Here is a 15,413-nt window from a genome sequence, read left to right on the forward strand (position 1 = left end):
TGTCAAACAAGATGAAATTGCTGACGCTGACCGAGTTCGCCGCCGCGGCCGCCCACGCCGTGCAGGCGTCCGGCGCTGTCCCGGAAAACCGGCAGGCCAAGCCCATCCCGGCCGAGCGGATGGTGCGGTACTACACCGCGCGCGGACTGCTGCCCCGGCCGGGAAACCGGGGCCGCGCCCTGGCCTACGGGCGCACGCACCTGGTCCGCCTGGTCGCGATCAAACGGTTGCAAGGCCAGGGCCTGTCGCTGGACCAGATCGCCGAATGTCTGGCCGGGATGTCCGCCGCGGAAGTTGAGGCGCTGGCCGCCATTCCCGAGGCAGCGATACCGGCCGCACTGGGCGATTCCGATCCGGAGCCCGAACCCGCGCGCGGCGCCGGCCGATTCTGGCGGGTGGTGCCCGACCGGACTGAAGCGGTCCCCGACCGGACTCCGGACGCACCTGCCGCGCCTGCCGTCACCAGCCTGCAGGGCGTCCGGCTTTCCGACACTGTCACATTGCTGATCGACGGACCCGTGCCCGATCTCGACGCTCTCCGCCACGCGGCGAGTCCGCTGCTGGACCTCATCGCTCACCACCGAAAGGATCCACAATGAGCGCTCAGTTGTTACCCCTGCTCCCGATCGACCCGGCGCACCCGGTCCGGGCCGACAGGCCCACGTGTGGCGAGCTCTCGGGTCCCGACGGCCGGTCCCTGCCGCTCACGGCGCTCAGTGTCGACACGGTCCTGTTTGGCTTGACCGCAACGTCGACTGTGCGACAACGCTTCGTCAACACCGGCGACACCACCATCGAAGCCACGTACGTGTTCCCGCTGCCGGCCCGCGCCGGGGTGACCGACTTCGCCGCCGATCTGGCGGGGCGGCGCGTAATCGGCATGCTGAAGGAGCGGGGCCAGGCCCGCTCCGATTACGAGCAGGCACTGCTTGCCGGGCAGCGCGCCGCGATCGTCGAAGAGGACCGTTCCGACGTGTTTTCGCTGCGGGTCGGCAATCTCGGTCCCGGTGAAGAAGCCACCATCGAGATGCGGCTGACGGGTCCGTTGTCGTTCGAGGACGGCGAGGCGACCTTCCGATTCCCACTGGTGGTCGCGCCGCGCTACACGGCGGGCAGCGCGTTGCCCGGCGACCAGACCGGCGCCGGCCAGGCTCGCGACACCGATGCCGTGCCGGACGCATCGCGGGTGACTCCGCCGCGCCTGGCCGACCAGGACGAGCGTCCCGACCTGCAGATCGCGCTGACGCTGGACGGCACCGGTTTGCCGGTGTCCGACCTGCGATCCAGCCTGCCCACCGCGGTGTCCGTGGCCGACGGGGTGACCCGGATGCGGGTCGAGCCGGGTGTGCGGGCAGACCGAGACTTCGTGCTGCGGTTCCGCATCGACCGCAGCGCGCTGTCGTCGTCGGCGCTGCTGGTCCCGGATTCCGAGGGCGATGAGGGCACTTGGTCGGTGACGCTGCTGCCGCCGCCCGAAACAGCCAGCGTGCCACGCGATGTCGTGGTGGTGTTGGACCGCTCCGGATCGATGCGCGGCTGGAAGATGATCGCCGCGCGCCGGGCGGCGGGCCGGATCGTGGACATGTTGGACGCGGCCGACCGGTTCTGCGTGCTGGCCTTCGACGACCAGATCGACAGCCCGGCGGGCCTCGGGGCCGGCTTGGTGGATGCCAGCGACCGGAACCGTTTCGCGGCGGCGTCGTGGCTGGGCGGCCTGGAGAGCCGCGGCGGGACCGCGATGGCCGAGCCGCTCTACCGAGCGGCGGAGATTCTTGGCGCGTCGGGTGACGAGCGGCTGGCAAGTGTGGTCCTGGTGACCGACGGGCAGATCACCGGCGAGGACCATGTGCTGCGTACCCTGTCGCCGGCCCTCGGCCGAACGCGGATTTACTGCGTGGGTATCGACCGGGCCGTCAACGCCGGGTTCCTGGACCGGCTGGCCCAGTTGGGTCGTGGCCGCTCGGAGTTGGTCGAATCCGAGGAGCGCCTGGATGAGGCGATGGCGCGGCTGGCCCGCACCATCGGGCGCCCGGCGCTGACCGGGTTGCGGGTGAGCGCCGAGGGCATCGAGATCATCGACGGCACGGTCACGCCCGGCCGATTGCCCGACGCCTTCGCCGGCGTGCCGTCGACGGTTTCCGGGCGTTACCGGGGTGCCGGCGATGCGACGCTGCGGGTCCAGGCCGACGACGGGTTCGTGCTGGAACTGCCGGCCCGCAGAGAGCCGCAAGCCATTGCAGTGCAGACGATTTGGGCGCGGTCAGTGGTCCGCGACCTCGAGGACGAGTACGCATCGTATTCGGCCGACGAGCAGCTCGCCGAGCAGATCGTCGCTCATTCCGTCCGATTCGGCGTGCTATCGCGGTTCACCGCGTTCGTGGCAATCGATCCGGAACGCACCGACGCCGGACCGCTCACCGAGGTGGTCCAGCCCGTCGAAGAGCCGGCGGGGTGGGCACCGACCGTGGGATTGGTCCGATCCGCGCAAGCGGGACCGGCCCCTGTCGTGCTGGCTATGCCCGCACCCGCCGGCGCCATGACAGAACTGATGGCTTGCGTCGGCGAGCAGCCGTCGGCCCGACGGCCGCTGGACAAGTTACTCAAACAGGTGGAGAAGAGCACCCAGGTGCGCCGTTCCGGGCTCGACACCGTGCTGGCGGAGTTGCAGCAGCATCGCGACGCGGAGTCTGATCCCGAGTTGCGCGCGGCGCTCGACCGGCTGTGTGCGGCGCTGGCTCGGTTCCTCGAGCATTCGACGGGCCCACAGAGTCGGCAGGTGCTGGTCGCCGTCGATGCGGTGAAGCGGGCGCTGGCCGCGCAGGGCAGGCCGGCGGGCAAGCGGCGCTTCTGGACGTGAGTGTGCGTTCACGGCGCCGAGTGGGTAACTGCGGCGACCCCACGCGGCGTGTCGGCACCCTGCGTGCACGCTGAAAGCCCTGCACGCACGCTGAAGGCCCGGTGTGCACGCTGAAGGCCCGGTGTGCACGCTGAAAGCCCGGTGTGCACGCTGAAAGCCCGGTGTGCACGCTGAAAGCCCTGCATGCACGCTGAAAGCCCGGTGTGCACAACCTGTTTCAGTCCACGCGGATTTCCCTGAGCACGCTCCGCAGGATCGACTCGATGGCGTCGAACTCGGCGGGACCGCTGATCAACGGCGGGGCGATCTGGATGACGGAATCGCCGCGGTCGTCGGTGCGGCAGTACAACCCGGCCTCGAACAGCTCCGCTCCGGCCCGCTTCAACAGCGAGGAACGTTCGTCGTCGGTGAATTTCTGTTTGGTCGCCTGGTCTTTGACCAGTTCGATGCCGAAGAAGAAACCCTCGCCGCGGACGTCGCCGACGATCGGTAGGTCGTACAGCTTTTCCAGGGTGGCGCGCAGGATGGGGGATTGTTCCTTGACGTGCTCGTTGAGGCCTTCGCGCTCGAAGATGTCGAGGTTGGCCAGCCCGACGGCCGCCGACACCGGATGTCCGCCGAAGGTGTAGCCGTGCCGAAACGTCGTCTTGCCGTCGTTGAACGGTTCGAACACCCGGTCGCTGGCGATCATCGCGCCCAGCGGCGAGTAGCCCGATGTCATGCCCTTGGCGCAGGTGATCAGGTCGGGCCGGTAGCCGAAATCGTCGCAGGCGAACATGGATCCAATCCGGCCGAACGCACAGATCACTTCGTCGGAGACCAGCAGCACGTCGTATTCGTCGCAGATCTCGCGGACCCGCTCGAAGTAGCCCGGCGGGGGCGGGTAGGAGCCGCCGGCGTTCTGCACCGGCTCCAGGAACACGGCGGCGACGGTATCCGGGCCCTCGAATTCGATGGCCTCGGCGATGCGGTCGGCGGCCCACCGGCCGAACGCCTTGGCGTCGGTGTCGAACGGCTCGGGCGCGCGGTAGAAGTTGGTGGTGGGCACCCGGAAACCGCCTGGCGCCAACGGCTCGAAAGCTTCCTTGTACTTCGGCAGGCCGGTGATCGACAAAGCGCCCTGGGTGGTGCCGTGATAGGCGATGGCCCGCGAAATCACTTTGTACTTATTGGGTTTGCCGACGAGCTTGAAATACTGCTTGGCCACTTTCCATGCCGTTTCGACGGCCTCGGTGCCGCCGTTGGTGAAGAAGACCCGGTTCAGGTCGCCCGGCGCGTACCCGGCCAGCCGCTCGGCCAGTTCGATGGCCGGGGGCGTCGTGTTGCCCCACAGCGGGAAGAACGCCAATTTCTCGGCCTGCTTGGCAGCCGCCTCGGCCAGTTCGGCGCGGCCGTAACCGACCTGCACGACGAACAGCCCGGACAGCGCGTCCAGATAGCTCTTGCCGCGGTCGTCATAGATTGTGACGCCCTCACCGCGAGTGATGACGGGCGGCGTGATGCCATTGCCGTGTTGGGCGAAATGCAGCCAAAGATTTCTGGACATGTTCTTCGCGAGCCTAGCGCTAGGCTCAAAACATGGCCGTCGCGCAACAGGTCTCCGAGTTCGAGGCGCTGCGCCCACATCTGATGTCGGTCGCCTACCGGTTGACGGGCACCGTGGCCGACGCCGAAGACATTGTTCAAGAAGCCTGGTTGCGCTGGTCGACCCAGGACGGCCCGATCAACGACCTGCGGGCCTGGCTGACCACCGTGGTGAGCCGGCTCGGCCTGGACAAGTTGCGGTCGGCGGCGCACCGCCGCGAGGCCTACACCGGCAACTGGTTGCCCGAACCCGTGGTCACCCGCTTCGACACGGCCGATCCGTTGTCGGCCGTGGTGGCCGCCGAGGACGCCCGGTTCGCGGCCATGGTGGTGCTGGAGCGGCTGGGCCCCGACCAGCGGGTGGCGTTCGTGCTGCACGACGGGTTCTCGGTGCCGTTCGCCGAAGTGGCCGACGTGCTGAACACCACCGAGGCCTCCGCCCGGCAGCTGGCGTCGCGGGCCCGCAAGGCGGTCGCTACCGCGCCGCCACCCGCAGCCGACCCCAGCCACGCGGAGGTGGTCGGCCGGTTGATGGCCGCGATGGCGGCCGGTGACATCGAGGCGGTGGTCTCATTGCTGCATCCCGACGTCACCTTCACCGGCGACTCCAACGGCAAAGCCGCCACGGCCGTTCAGGTCATCCACGGGGCGGACAAGGTGGTGCGGTTCATGCTCGGGCTGGCCAACCGGTACGGCGACGCGTTCTACACGGCAAACCAGCTGGCGCTGGTCAACGGTGAATTAGGTTCCTACACAACGGGTTTTCCCGCTTCGGAGGGCCGCCGCGAGATGTCTCCGCGGATCACTGCGATGACGGTGCGGGACGGGAAGGTCGTGGCGCTCTGGGATATTGCCAACCCCGACAAGTTCACCGGCTCGCCGCTGCGGGCGTGATCTAGGGCAGCACGATCCCAGTGGCCTGACCCAAACTGATCAGCTGGCCGCCGGGCGGCACATAAGGCCCGGTTGGCCCGTAGATCCCGTACATCGGGTTGGTCGGACCCACCCCGGCGTAGATGTCGTTGATCCAGCCGGTAGCCAGGGTGTACACCGCGGCGGTGGCACCTGGTGGCGAGAATCCGGTCAGCAATTGGGCGGCGAGATCGACGAGGGGGTTGCCGCCCAACATCGAGTCGACATGCGACCCACCGACGATCTCGATCCCGGAGAACTGTCCCGGGTACAGGCTGGCCAGTTGAGTTGTGGTGGCGCCGTAGGCATTCCAGGGTTGGGGCGGCGCGACGACCGCATAAAGCGGGATGTCTGCCGCCTGCAGGTTGGCCACCGCGGACCCGAAAGCCGCCGCATTGTTGGCGACCCCGTCGAACATCACCACGCCGAGCAGGTGGTTGGTTCCGGCCCCGAGGTTCGTCAGGTAGTTGCTGGCCGCCATCGTGGCCAGACCACCGCCGGCGGAGTGTCCGGTCAAGACGAAGTCCTGCGGCAGCGTGCCCTCGAAACCCGCCCAGTGTGCGGCGGCGTTCAGCGCGGTGTGGTTGCCCAGGAACAGCGAGCCCATTCCCTGCTGCATCTGCGGGCTGCCCAATGAGAGGCCGAACGGCAGTGGCACCGACGGGATGGTGGGTGTGAACACGACGCTATTGGTCTGACTGGCCAATTCGATGGCCAACGGCTGGTAGAACCAGCCGATAGCAGCGAACCCGTGCTGCAGATAAACGGTGCCGGTGGCATTCACTGCTCCGGCCGCCTGCGTCGGGAAATACCACAGGGCGGGGGCAGGATAGCTGAACTGCGGAATCGTCAACCCCAGGAACGAACTTGGGCCGACCGGTATTTGCAGGAAGGAGAATCCGATCCTGACGCCGGTCACGCCATTGGGGCCGGCGACGGCCACCGTCGAAGGGAAGTTGAGCAGCCCGCCCAGGCCCACGGTGTCGGCGGCCCAATTGAGCACCGCGCCCACCGTCGCAGGACCCGGGCCGCCGAACAGCGATCCCAGCGCCGCCGCATTCGCGGCCTCGGCGGACGCGTAGGCGGTCGCGGCCGCGCTCAGCGTGCGTTCGAACCCGGCTTGAACCAGGGCCGTCTGCGCCGACAGCGCCTGAAACTCCTCCGCGTAGTCGCCGAAGAGTCTCGCGAGGGCCGCCGAGATCTCATCGCCTGCCGCCGCGAGGATCGTGGTGGTCGACGGCGCCGCCGCAGCGGCGGCCTCTCTGATCGCGGTGCCGATGCCGGTCAAGTCCGCCGACGCTGATGCGACCGCCTCGGGCACTGTGATCAGGTATGTCGACACCCCCGCATGCTAACCAGTCGAATCGGAGTTGGGCACCGAATCGGCCCACGGCACCCGGCAGGCGGACCCGGAGTTGAAGCCCTGCTCGTTGATGCCCAGCGCCGAATACATGCGGGCCCGCATGTTCTCGATGCCGATCTGATAGGTCAGCTCGATCACCCCGGCATCGCCGAAGCGGGCGCGCAAGTCCTCGACCTGTTCGTCGGTCACCGAGTGCGGGTCGGTGGTCATGGCGTTGGCGTAGGCGATGGCGGCGCGCTCGTCGTCAGTGAACAGCGGAGAGGTTTCGTAGCGGGCAATGTCCTTGAGCCGGTCGATGTCCAGGCCGTCCAGCCGCTGCAACATGGACCCGAAGTCCACGCACCAGGAGCAGCCGATGGTGCGTGCGGCCCAGAACACGGCAAGCTCGCGAACACTGACCGGCAGCGTCCGCGATGCGCTCTGCAGCATCGTCTCGTGCACGGCGTTGGCGACCAACAGCCGTGGGTGATGCGCGGCGACGGTGAACGGCTCCGGAACCTCTCCGAAGCGCCGCTTGGCGACGCGGTACATGGTTCGCACCAGCAGGCCGGCGCGTTTGGGGGGCAGGGGTTCGATGCGGGTTTTCTGTGTCATGCCAGTGAGACGAGGCAGCCCGCCTGGATGTGACAGGGCAGGTCACCGTACGTTGCCAAGGATTTCCCAAGGATCCTCCAAGCGCTGCGGCCGAGTCTGGGTCGGTGGAGCGGGGAATATCTTCTTACTGGACCTATACCGAGATCCCGATGGTCAACGACCTGGAGGGCTACGCGCACGAGGAGGTCCTGGTTGCCGACTCGCGCTTGGACCAGACGGGCATCTGTGCCGCAGTCGACGCGGTCTTCGAGGCCAACCCCAATCTGGGCGCGGTGTTCGAACCGAGCCGGGACCGGTGGCTGTCTCGTCCCGGCGGCGGCTGGAGTTGGGCGATCGAACCGCCCGGGGTCACCGTGCCGGAGGTAATCGCCCGACAGCGCGGGGGCTTCGACATGCGTACCGGCCGGCTGTTCGCGGTGTCCTTGTTACCCGGGGCCCCCGACCGGCTGGTGCTCACCGCCAGCCGTCTGTGTGTTGACGACACGTTGTGGGGCAACGTCATTCATGCCCTGATGGCGGCTTATGCGGGTGTCCTCATGCCCGACACCAGCTACCAGGCTAGAAGTCGCGGCGCACACTCATGGGCGTGGTGGCGGGCAGGTCGCCGCCGGCGATCACTCGTCGCGCAACCGGCGTAAGCGCGTCGAACAGCGTTTGCAATTCGTCGTCGTCGAGTCCGTCGAACACCCGCAACGCCAGCTTGTCGGTGGCGGTCTCGATGCGGTCCTTGAGCTCTCGTCCGGCGGGAGTCAGTGATCCGTCGTCGCCGACCAGGCCGCGGTCGGCGAGGCGGCGGGTGCAGTCCGACCATTCGTCGTCGTCGTAGTGACGGGTGCGCTTCATGTAATCCGCCGGCAACGCGCTACTCGCCGTGTGGAACACGTTCGATTCCCGCCCGGAAATGCCCTCGGCGGCCAGCACCGCGACATGTCCGTCGCCGCGATGCTCACGCAGCAACGTCGTCGCATGCCACAACGCGGCGACGGGCTCCGTCGGCACCGGCAGGGCCAGGTTGGCGGCGAACAACACCCGGCCATCCACCGGAGTCCGCTGCGCGGCACGCACGGCCAATTGTGCTGCGGTACGGACATTTTCGTCATCGCTGACGCCGCAGCGGCGCAGCGCGGCCACCGCCGAGTCGCACCGGGCCTGCAACGCGAGATCCGGCCCGGCGATATCCCACGCTGCCGGAAGGGATTTGGCCACCCGTGCGGGCGCGAAGTTGTAGAACACCGCCGTCACGACCTGCGGTGGCACCGCACCCAGGGGTGCCGACCGAGCGGCGAAGTATCCCATCCAGAACCCGCGGTAGCCGAGGTTGTCCAGGGCCGCACGCGCTTCCGGTGCGAAGTAGGTGACGGCATGGATCGGCTCGAACCGGTCGTAGAACTGCCGGGCCAACTCGGGTGTGCGTTGCATGCTCGCGCCGGCTAACGCGAGAACATCGTCGCGCGCTTGACTTCCTGGATCGCCTTGGTCACCTCGATGCCGCGCGGGCAGGCTTCGGTGCAGTTGAACGTGGTACGGCAGCGCCACACCCCGTCCACCTCGTTGAGGATGTCAAGCCGCTCGGCGGCGGCTTCGTCACGGCTGTCGAAGATGAAGCGGTGCGCGTTGACGATCGCCGCGGGACCGAAGTAGCTGCCCTCGTTCCAGAACACCGGGCAACTGGTGGTGCAGGCCGCACACAGGATGCACTTGGTGGTGTCGTCGTAGCGGGCCCGGTCGACGGGGCTCTGAATGCGTTCGCGGGTAGGCGGATTCCCGGTGGTGATCAGGTAGGGCTTGATGGCGCGGTAGGCGTCGAAGAACGGTTCCATGTCCACCACGAGATCCTTCTCCACGGGCAGCCCGCGGATCGGTTCGACCGTGATGGTCAGGGACTTCTTTTTGCCCGACTGCCCCTTCTTGTTTTGAGGCAGCAGGTCGCGCATCAACACCTTGCAGGCCAACCGGTTCACGCCGTTGATCCGCATCGCATCCGAACCGCACACGCCGTGTGCGCAGGACCGGCGGAAAGTCAGCGTCCCGTCCAAGTAGCCCTTGATGTAGATCAGCAGGTTGAGCAACCGGTCGCTGGGCAGGCAGGGCACCCGGAAGCTCTGCCAACCGCCGGTCGCGGCGAAGGCATCCGGGTCGTCGGGGTTGAACCGGGCGATCTTCACCGTCACCATCACCGCGCCGTCGGGAACCGGAGGCAACGGCGGTTCGAGCGGCTCGACCTCGGTCTCAGCAGCAGTCATCAGTACTTCCGCTCCTTCGGTTCATACCGCGTCTGCACGACGGGCTTGAAGTCCAGCCTGACGTCGCTGAGCAGGGAATTCCCTTCTTGAGTATTCTCCTTGTAAGCCATCGTGTGGCGCATGTAGTTGACGTCGTCCCGGTTGGGGTAGTCCTCGCGGGCGTGGCCCCCGCGGGATTCCTTGCGGTTCAACGCACCCACCACGGTTACCTCGGCCAGCTCCAGCAGGAAACCCAGCTCGATGGCCTCCAGTAGGTCGCTGTTGAAGCGTTTTCCTTTGTCGTGCACCGTAATCCGGGAATAGCGCTCCTTGAGCGCGTGAATGTCGGTGAGCGCCTGCTTCAGCGTTTCCTCGGTGCGGAACACCGCGGCGTTGTTGTCCATCGTCTGTTGCAGGGCTCCGCGGATGTCGGCGACACGTTCGTTGCCGTGCTCGGACAGGATGTCGGCTACCCAACCGACCACCATCGCCGCCGGCTCCGGCGGCATGTCGGCGAAGTCGTGGCCCTGCGCGAACGCCGCGGCGGCGATGCCGGCGCGACGCCCAAAGACGTTGATGTCCAACAACGAATTGGTGCCGAGCCGGTTGGCGCCATGCACCGACACGCAAGCGCATTCCCCGGCGGCGAACAAGCCGGGGACGGTGTTGGTGTTGTCGCGCAACACCTGCCCGGTGACCGTGGTCGGGATGCCGCCCATCACGTAGTGACAGGTCGGGTACACCGGGACGAGCTCATGCACCGGGTCCACCCCGAGGTAGGTGCGGGCGAATTCGGTGATGTCGGGCAGCTTGGCTTCCAGCACGTCCTCACCGAGGTGCCGGACGTCGATGTAGACGTAGTCCTTGTGCGGGCCGCAGCCGCGGCCCTCCAGCACTTCCAGCACCATCGAGCGGGCGACGATGTCGCGTGGTGCCAGGTCGACGATCGTCGGCGCGTAACGCTCCATGAAGCGTTCACCGTCGGCGTTGAGCAACCGGCCGCCCTCGCCGCGCACCGCCTCGGAGATCAGGATGCCCAGCCCGGCCAGACCGGTCGGGTGGAACTGGTGAAACTCCATGTCCTCCAACGGAAGTCCCTTGCGGAACACGATGCCGATGCCGTCGCCGGTCAGCGTGTGCGCGTTGGAGGTGGTCTTGTACATCCGGCCGGAACCGCCGGTCGCCAGCACGATCGCCTTGGCGTGGAAGACGTGGATATTTCCCGTCGCCAACTCATAGGCCACCACCCCGGTGGCCACCGGACCGGTGGGCGTCTCGGTGAGCACCAGGTCGAGCGCGTAAAACTCGTTGAAGAACTGCACATCGTGCTTGACGCAGTTCTGGTAGAGCGTCTGCAGAATCATGTGGCCGGTGCGGTCGGCCGCGTAACAAGCCCGCCGCACCGGAGCTTTGCCGTGATCACGGGTGTGCCCGCCGAAGCGACGCTGGTCGATGCGGCCCTCCGGAGTGCGGTTGAACGGCATCCCCATTTTCTCGAGGTCCAGCACCGCGTCGATGGCTTCCTTGCACATGATCTCGACCGCGTCCTGGTCGGCGAGATAGTCACCGCCCTTGACAGTGTCGAAGGTGTGCCATTCCCAGTTGTCCTCTTCGACATTGGCCAGCGCGGCGCACATGCCGCCCTGGGCGGCGCCGGTGTGGCTACGGGTCGGGTAGAGCTTGGTCAGCACCGCGGTTCGCACCCGCGGGCCGGCTTCTACCGCGGCGCGCATCCCGGCACCGCCGGCGCCGACGATCACCACGTCGTATCGGTGTTGCTGGATCAACGGTCACCCCTCACGAGATGTTCGGGTTGAAGGTCACGATGACGTAGGTCCCCAATACCAGCGTGAAACCCATCGACAACAGCAGGATGCTGTTGAGCCAGAACCGGGTGACGTCCTTGCGGCTGTAGTCGTCGATGATGTTGCGCAACCCGTTCCCGCCGTGCAATTGCGCGAGCCACAGCAGCGCCAGATCCCAGAATTGCCAGAACGGCGAGGCCCAGCGTTGCGCGACGAAGTTGAAATCGATGCGGTAAACGCCGTCGTCCCACATCAGCATGATGAACAGGTGCCCGATCGCCAGAAATACCAGTGCGATTCCGGAGAAACGCATGAACAGCCAGGCGAATTTCTCGAAATTGGGGATGCCGGCCCGGCGCCGCGGCGACCGCGGATTGTCCAGGCTGGCGGGCCGGTCGTAGCTGCGTTGCCGAACGGGCGCCGTTTGCCCGGGCCCGAGTTGCAGGTCGTTGGTGCTCATTGCAGGTGCTCCCAGGCGTGGATGCCGATGACGACGCCGGCCATCACCAGCGGGACCAGGAAGGTGACCGCCACGATCCACAGCATGGTGCGCTGGTGGCGCGGACCTTCCGACCAGAAGTCGATCAGGATCACCCGAATGCCGTTAAGCGCGTGGAAGAGCACCGCGGCCACCAGACCGTATTCCATCAGGCCGACGATCGGGGTCTTGTAGGTGGACAGCACCTCGTTGTAGGTCTGCGGGCTCACCCGCAGCACGGCCGCGTCCAGGACGTGGACGAACAGGAAGAAGAAAATGGTGGCGCCACTGATGCGATGCAGCACCCACGCCCACATCCCGGGGTCGCCGCGGTACAGGGTTCGGGGTGGCCGCCGCTTGCGTAGCGTCGATGTCGGCGTTGCCGGATCGGCGGTTGTCGGTCGGGTATTCACCATTTTCACCGCCTCCCAAAACCGTCAGCTACCAGGTCTAGCCGGGCAACCGAGCTTAACTTGAGCAACGAGCCTGCGGTACCAGACAGTCCCATCCAAAATGTGTGTCGTAGCACAGGTTAGGGTGACCTAGCTCATTCAGGCTAGCGGTGAGCGGAGGTGTCAGATGTTGGAATTGAATTGGAATACGCTGCGAGACAGGGCAATTCAGGCCTCATCCGGAGCTTATTCGCCGTATTCGCGGTTCCCGGTTGGGGCTGCGGCTTTGGTCGACGATGGCCGCATTGTCACGGGGTGCAATGTGGAGAATGTCTCATATGGCCTCGGTCTCTGTGCCGAATGCGGTGTGGTCTGTGCGCTGCATTCCAGCGGCGGCGGCCGACTGCTCGCGCTGACGTGTGTCGACGGTGCCGGGTCGTTGCTGATGCCGTGCGGACGCTGCCGTCAATTGCTGCTCGAACACGGCGGCGCCGAGTTACTGATCGACCATCCGGGTGGACCTCGAGCACTCGGTGAGCTGCTGCCGGACGCCTTCGGCCCCGAAGACCTGAACCGGGAACGCCCTTGACGGGCATCGCATTCGACGCACCCACGGTCATCCGCACCAAGCGCGACGGGGGGCGGTTGTCCGATGCCGCCATCGACTGGGTCATCGAGGCATACACCGACGGCCGCGTCGCCCCCGAGCAGATGTCGGCACTGCTGATGGCGATCTTTCTGCGCGGCATGGACCGCGGCGAAACCGCCCGCTGGACCGCGGCGATGCTCGCGTCCGGGCCGCGAATGGATTTCAGCGACCTCGGGCTTCGCACCGTGGATAAACACTCCACCGGCGGAGTCGGTGACAAGATCACGCTTCCGTTGGTGCCTGTCGTCATGGCATGCGGCGCCGCGGTACCGCAGGCCGCCGGGCGCGGGCTCGGGCATACCGGCGGCACGCTGGATAAGCTGGAATCCATTGCCGGGTTCACCGCGGAACTGACCAACCAGCGGTTGCGCGAACAACTGCGTGACGTCGGGGCGGCCATCTTCGCTGCCGGAGAACTCGCGCCGGCCGACGCCAAGCTGTACGCACTGCGTGACGTGACCGGCACCGTCGAATCGCTGCCCCTGATCGCCAGTTCGATCATGAGCAAAAAGCTGGCCGAAGGCGCCGGGGCCCTGGCGCTGGACGTCAAGGTGGGTTCCGGGGCGTTCCTGAAATCCGAGGCGGAATCCCGCGACTTGGCGCACACCATGGTCGAATTGGGCATCGCGCACGGAGTGCCCACCCGCGCACTGCTCACCGACATGGCTCAACCGCTGGGTGCGACCGTCGGGAACTCGCTGGAAGTGGAGGAGACACTGGACGTGCTGGCTGGAGGTGGCCCGCCCGACGTCGTCGAGCTGACCTTGCGATTGGCCGTCGAGATGCTCGAGCTCGCCGGCATCGACGACGGCGACCCCGCGCAGACGCTGCGCGACGGCACCGCGATGGACCGGTTCCGCCGGCTGGTGGCTGCCCAGGGCGGTGATCTGTCCGAACCGTTGCCGATTGGCCGGCATTCGGAAACCGTCACGGCCGCCCGTAGCGGAGTACTGGGCGACATCGACGCGATGGCAGTGGGGTTGGCGGCATGGCGGCTCGGGGCGGGCAGATCCCGCCCGGGCGCGCGGGTTCAGCACGGCGCGGGCGTGCGCATCCACCGCCGTCCCGGTGAGCCGGTGGCGGCGGGCGAGGTGCTCTTCACGCTGTACACCGATACGCCGGAGCGCTTCGGTCCGGCGCTTGCTGAGCTTGACGGCGCGTTCGGCGTAGGTGACGAGACACCGGCACGTCGGCCACTGATAATGGGCGAGATAACTCGGTAGTTCCTGAAGACCTCGGGCAGCAGCATGTTTCGTGTTCAAATGGGGCCGGCCATGCAGACTTCGTTCGGATTGACGCTCACGGGTGACTTGGGCAAACCGTTGCTCATTGGTCGGTTACTGGACACCGACCCGTCGTCGGCAGCGGCACAATGGCGGACATACAACAAATAGGTGGATCTGAGAAGAACTCTCGCCGTCCCTGCTCAGCGATTGGAGCACGCGATGACAAGTGCATTAAGTCTGGAGAATATTCGCAAGGCGCCGAAGGCACTGCTGCACGATCACCTCGATGGCGGTCTGCGCCCGGCTACCGTGCTCGAGATTGCCGAGGAAGTCGGCTATGACGGGCTGCCGGCCACGGATACCGATGCGCTGGCGACGTGGTTCCGCACCCGTTCGCACAGCGGTTCGCTAGAGCGCTACCTCGAGCCGTTTTCGCATACGGTGGCGGTGATGCAGACTCCCGACGCGCTGTACCGCGTCGCGTATGAGTGCGTGGAAGATCTGGCCGCCGACGCGGTAATTTACGCCGAGGTCCGCTTCGCCCCCGAGTTGCATATCGACCGCGGTCTGTCGTTCGACGAAGTCGTCGACGCGGTGTTGGCCGGTTTCGTCGCAGGAGAGAAAGCCTGCGCGGTGGACGGTCGGACAATCAAGGTTCGCTGCCTGGTCACCGCGATGCGGCATGCTGCGCTGTCGCGGGAGATTGCCGAGTTGGCGATCCGGTTTCGAGACAGGGGAGTAGTCGGATTCGACATCGCCGGCGCCGAGGCGGGTCATCCGCCCACCCGTCACCTGGACGCCTTCGAGTACATGCGAGACAACAACGCGCGCTTCACAATTCATGCGGGGGAAGCATTCGGCTTGCCGTCCATCCATGAGGCGATCGCGTTCTGCGGTGCCGACCGGCTCGGACACGGGGTGCGCATCGTCGACGACATCGACGTCGCAGACGACGGCTCGCTGGCATTGGGCAGGCTGGCATCGATCCTGCGGGACAAGCGAATTCCGCTGGAGCTGTGTCCCAGCTCGAATGTGCAGACCGGCGCGGTAGCCAGCATCGCCGATCACCCATTTGATCTGTTGGCCCGGGCGCGTTTCCGGGTGACCGTCAACACCGACAACCGGTTGATAAGCGACACCACGATGAGCGAGGAGATGCAGCGTCTGGTGCAGGCTTTCGGCTACGGCTGGAGCGATCTGCAACGGTTCACCATCAATGCGATGAAGTCGGCATTCATTCCGTTCGATGAGCGGTTGGCCATCATTGACGAGGTGATCAAACCGCGCTACGCGGTGCTGATCGGCTGAGCGGGCTCGCCCGCGATTCGCAA

14 protein-coding genes and 1 pseudogene are annotated in these 15,413 nt (G+C 66.5%); 7 read left to right on the forward strand and 8 right to left on the reverse strand.

Annotation, left to right across the window (positions count from 1 at the left end; all coding sequences use genetic code 11):
- Positions 1-11: 11 nt before the first annotated feature.
- Both A5636_RS05875 and A5636_RS05880 read left to right on the forward strand, forming a co-directional pair.
- Positions 12-599 carry a MerR family transcriptional regulator gene (locus tag A5636_RS05875; RefSeq protein ID WP_081287627.1) on the forward strand — a complete coding sequence of 196 codons (588 nt, stop codon included), beginning with the start codon at positions 12-14 and terminating at the stop codon, positions 597-599.
- A complete protein-coding gene (locus A5636_RS05880; RefSeq protein WP_065157767.1) occupies positions 596-2,857 on the forward strand; it encodes a VIT domain-containing protein in 2,262 nt (753 codons plus the stop codon). Before A5636_RS05875 ends, A5636_RS05880 begins: the two co-directional genes overlap by 4 nt.
- Positions 2,858-3,074: 217 nt before the next feature.
- Here A5636_RS05880 and A5636_RS05885 read toward each other — a convergent pair whose 3' ends face one another.
- Positions 3,075-4,403: an aspartate aminotransferase family protein gene (locus A5636_RS05885; protein ID WP_065157768.1), complete on the reverse strand. Its 1,329-nt coding sequence runs from the start codon at positions 4,401-4,403 to the stop codon at positions 3,075-3,077.
- A 32-nt stretch (positions 4,404-4,435) separates the two neighbouring features.
- On the opposite strand from A5636_RS05885, the gene A5636_RS05890 reads away from it, so the two are divergent.
- The gene (locus A5636_RS05890; protein WP_065157769.1) at positions 4,436-5,335 is read left to right on the forward strand and encodes a sigma-70 family RNA polymerase sigma factor; all 900 of its coding nucleotides are present in this window, start codon (positions 4,436-4,438) and stop codon (positions 5,333-5,335) included.
- A 1-nt stretch (position 5,336) separates the two neighbouring features.
- Here the strand turns inward: A5636_RS05890 and A5636_RS05895 are convergent, their stop codons facing one another.
- Both A5636_RS05895 and A5636_RS05900 read right to left on the reverse strand, forming a co-directional pair.
- Complete coding sequence (locus A5636_RS05895) at positions 5,337-6,695, reverse strand: PE family protein (protein WP_065157770.1); 1,359 nt, start codon at positions 6,693-6,695, stop codon at positions 5,337-5,339.
- A gap of 9 nt (positions 6,696-6,704) precedes the next feature.
- Positions 6,705-7,343: pseudogene (locus A5636_RS05900) on the reverse strand (carboxymuconolactone decarboxylase family protein); the annotation flags it as partial.
- Positions 7,344-7,414: 71 nt separating this feature from the next.
- On the opposite strand from A5636_RS05900, the gene A5636_RS05905 reads away from it, so the two are divergent.
- Positions 7,415-7,948, forward strand: coding sequence for a hypothetical protein (locus tag A5636_RS05905; RefSeq protein WP_172827159.1), 534 nt, complete (start codon positions 7,415-7,417; stop codon positions 7,946-7,948).
- On the opposite strand, the gene A5636_RS05910 is transcribed toward A5636_RS05905, so the two are convergent.
- The 5 genes from A5636_RS05910 to sdhC are packed head-to-tail and all read right to left on the reverse strand — an operon-like array spanning position 7,869 to position 12,132.
- The gene (locus tag A5636_RS05910; RefSeq protein ID WP_065157773.1) at positions 7,869-8,729 is read right to left on the reverse strand and encodes an SCO6745 family protein; all 861 of its coding nucleotides are present in this window, start codon (positions 8,727-8,729) and stop codon (positions 7,869-7,871) included. The two genes, A5636_RS05905 and A5636_RS05910, sit on opposite strands and share 80 nt — an antisense overlap.
- An 11-nt stretch (positions 8,730-8,740) precedes the next feature.
- Positions 8,741-9,553, reverse strand: a complete 813-nt coding sequence (locus tag A5636_RS05915) for a succinate dehydrogenase iron-sulfur subunit (RefSeq protein WP_065157774.1) — start codon at positions 9,551-9,553, stop codon at positions 8,741-8,743.
- Positions 9,553-11,319, reverse strand: coding sequence for a succinate dehydrogenase flavoprotein subunit (gene sdhA, locus A5636_RS05920; protein WP_065157775.1), 1,767 nt, complete (start codon positions 11,317-11,319; stop codon positions 9,553-9,555). The genes A5636_RS05915 and sdhA overlap by 1 nt, the downstream gene beginning before the upstream one ends.
- Positions 11,320-11,329: 10 nt before the next feature.
- A complete protein-coding gene (locus A5636_RS05925) occupies positions 11,330-11,797 on the reverse strand; it encodes a succinate dehydrogenase hydrophobic membrane anchor subunit (protein WP_065157776.1) in 468 nt (155 codons plus the stop codon).
- Positions 11,794-12,132, reverse strand: coding sequence for a succinate dehydrogenase, cytochrome b556 subunit (sdhC, locus tag A5636_RS05930; RefSeq protein ID WP_065157784.1), 339 nt, complete (start codon positions 12,130-12,132; stop codon positions 11,794-11,796). The genes A5636_RS05925 and sdhC overlap by 4 nt, the downstream gene beginning before the upstream one ends.
- A gap of 262 nt (positions 12,133-12,394) precedes the next feature.
- Here sdhC and A5636_RS05935 point away from each other — a divergent pair, with 262 nt between their 5' ends.
- The 3 genes from A5636_RS05935 (at position 12,395) to A5636_RS05945 (ending at position 15,390) form a co-directional block, all read left to right on the forward strand.
- Positions 12,395-12,796 carry a cytidine deaminase gene (locus tag A5636_RS05935; protein ID WP_065157777.1) on the forward strand — a complete coding sequence of 134 codons (402 nt, stop codon included), beginning with the start codon at positions 12,395-12,397 and terminating at the stop codon, positions 12,794-12,796.
- On the forward strand, positions 12,793-14,079 hold the full coding sequence (locus A5636_RS05940) for a thymidine phosphorylase (RefSeq protein ID WP_065157778.1): 1,287 nt from the start codon (positions 12,793-12,795) through the stop codon (positions 14,077-14,079). Before A5636_RS05935 ends, A5636_RS05940 begins: the two co-directional genes overlap by 4 nt.
- A gap of 222 nt (positions 14,080-14,301) precedes the next feature.
- Positions 14,302-15,390 carry an adenosine deaminase gene (locus tag A5636_RS05945; protein ID WP_065157779.1) on the forward strand — a complete coding sequence of 363 codons (1,089 nt, stop codon included), beginning with the start codon at positions 14,302-14,304 and terminating at the stop codon, positions 15,388-15,390.
- The last annotated feature ends 23 nt before the right edge of the window (positions 15,391-15,413 follow it).

Source organism: Mycobacterium asiaticum (assembly GCF_001673315.1).
Taxonomy (GTDB): Bacteria; Actinomycetota; Actinomycetes; order Mycobacteriales; family Mycobacteriaceae; genus Mycobacterium; species Mycobacterium asiaticum_B.

Bases quoted from the DNA above. Each gene is read 5' to 3' on its own strand.
- A5636_RS05880 (WP_065157767.1), top strand. From the start codon at position 596: ATGAGCGCTCAGTTGTTACCCCTGCTCCCGATCGACCCGGCGCACCCG.
- A5636_RS05915 (WP_065157774.1), bottom strand. From the start codon at position 9,553: ATGACTGCTGCTGAGACCGAGGTCGAGCCGCTCGAACCGCCGTTGCCT.
- A5636_RS05875 (WP_081287627.1), top strand. From the start codon at position 12: ATGAAATTGCTGACGCTGACCGAGTTCGCCGCCGCGGCCGCCCACGCC.
- A5636_RS05925 (WP_065157776.1), bottom strand. From the start codon at position 11,797: ATGAGCACCAACGACCTGCAACTCGGGCCCGGGCAAACGGCGCCCGTT.
- A5636_RS05890 (WP_065157769.1), top strand. From the start codon at position 4,436: ATGGCCGTCGCGCAACAGGTCTCCGAGTTCGAGGCGCTGCGCCCACAT.
- A5636_RS05885 (WP_065157768.1), bottom strand. From the start codon at position 4,403: ATGTCCAGAAATCTTTGGCTGCATTTCGCCCAACACGGCAATGGCATC.
- A5636_RS05935 (WP_065157777.1), top strand. From the start codon at position 12,395: ATGTTGGAATTGAATTGGAATACGCTGCGAGACAGGGCAATTCAGGCC.
- A5636_RS05945 (WP_065157779.1), top strand. From the start codon at position 14,302: ATGACAAGTGCATTAAGTCTGGAGAATATTCGCAAGGCGCCGAAGGCA.
- sdhC (WP_065157784.1), bottom strand. From the start codon at position 12,132: ATGTGGGCGTGGGTGCTGCATCGCATCAGTGGCGCCACCATTTTCTTC.
- A5636_RS05910 (WP_065157773.1), bottom strand. From the start codon at position 8,729: ATGCAACGCACACCCGAGTTGGCCCGGCAGTTCTACGACCGGTTCGAG.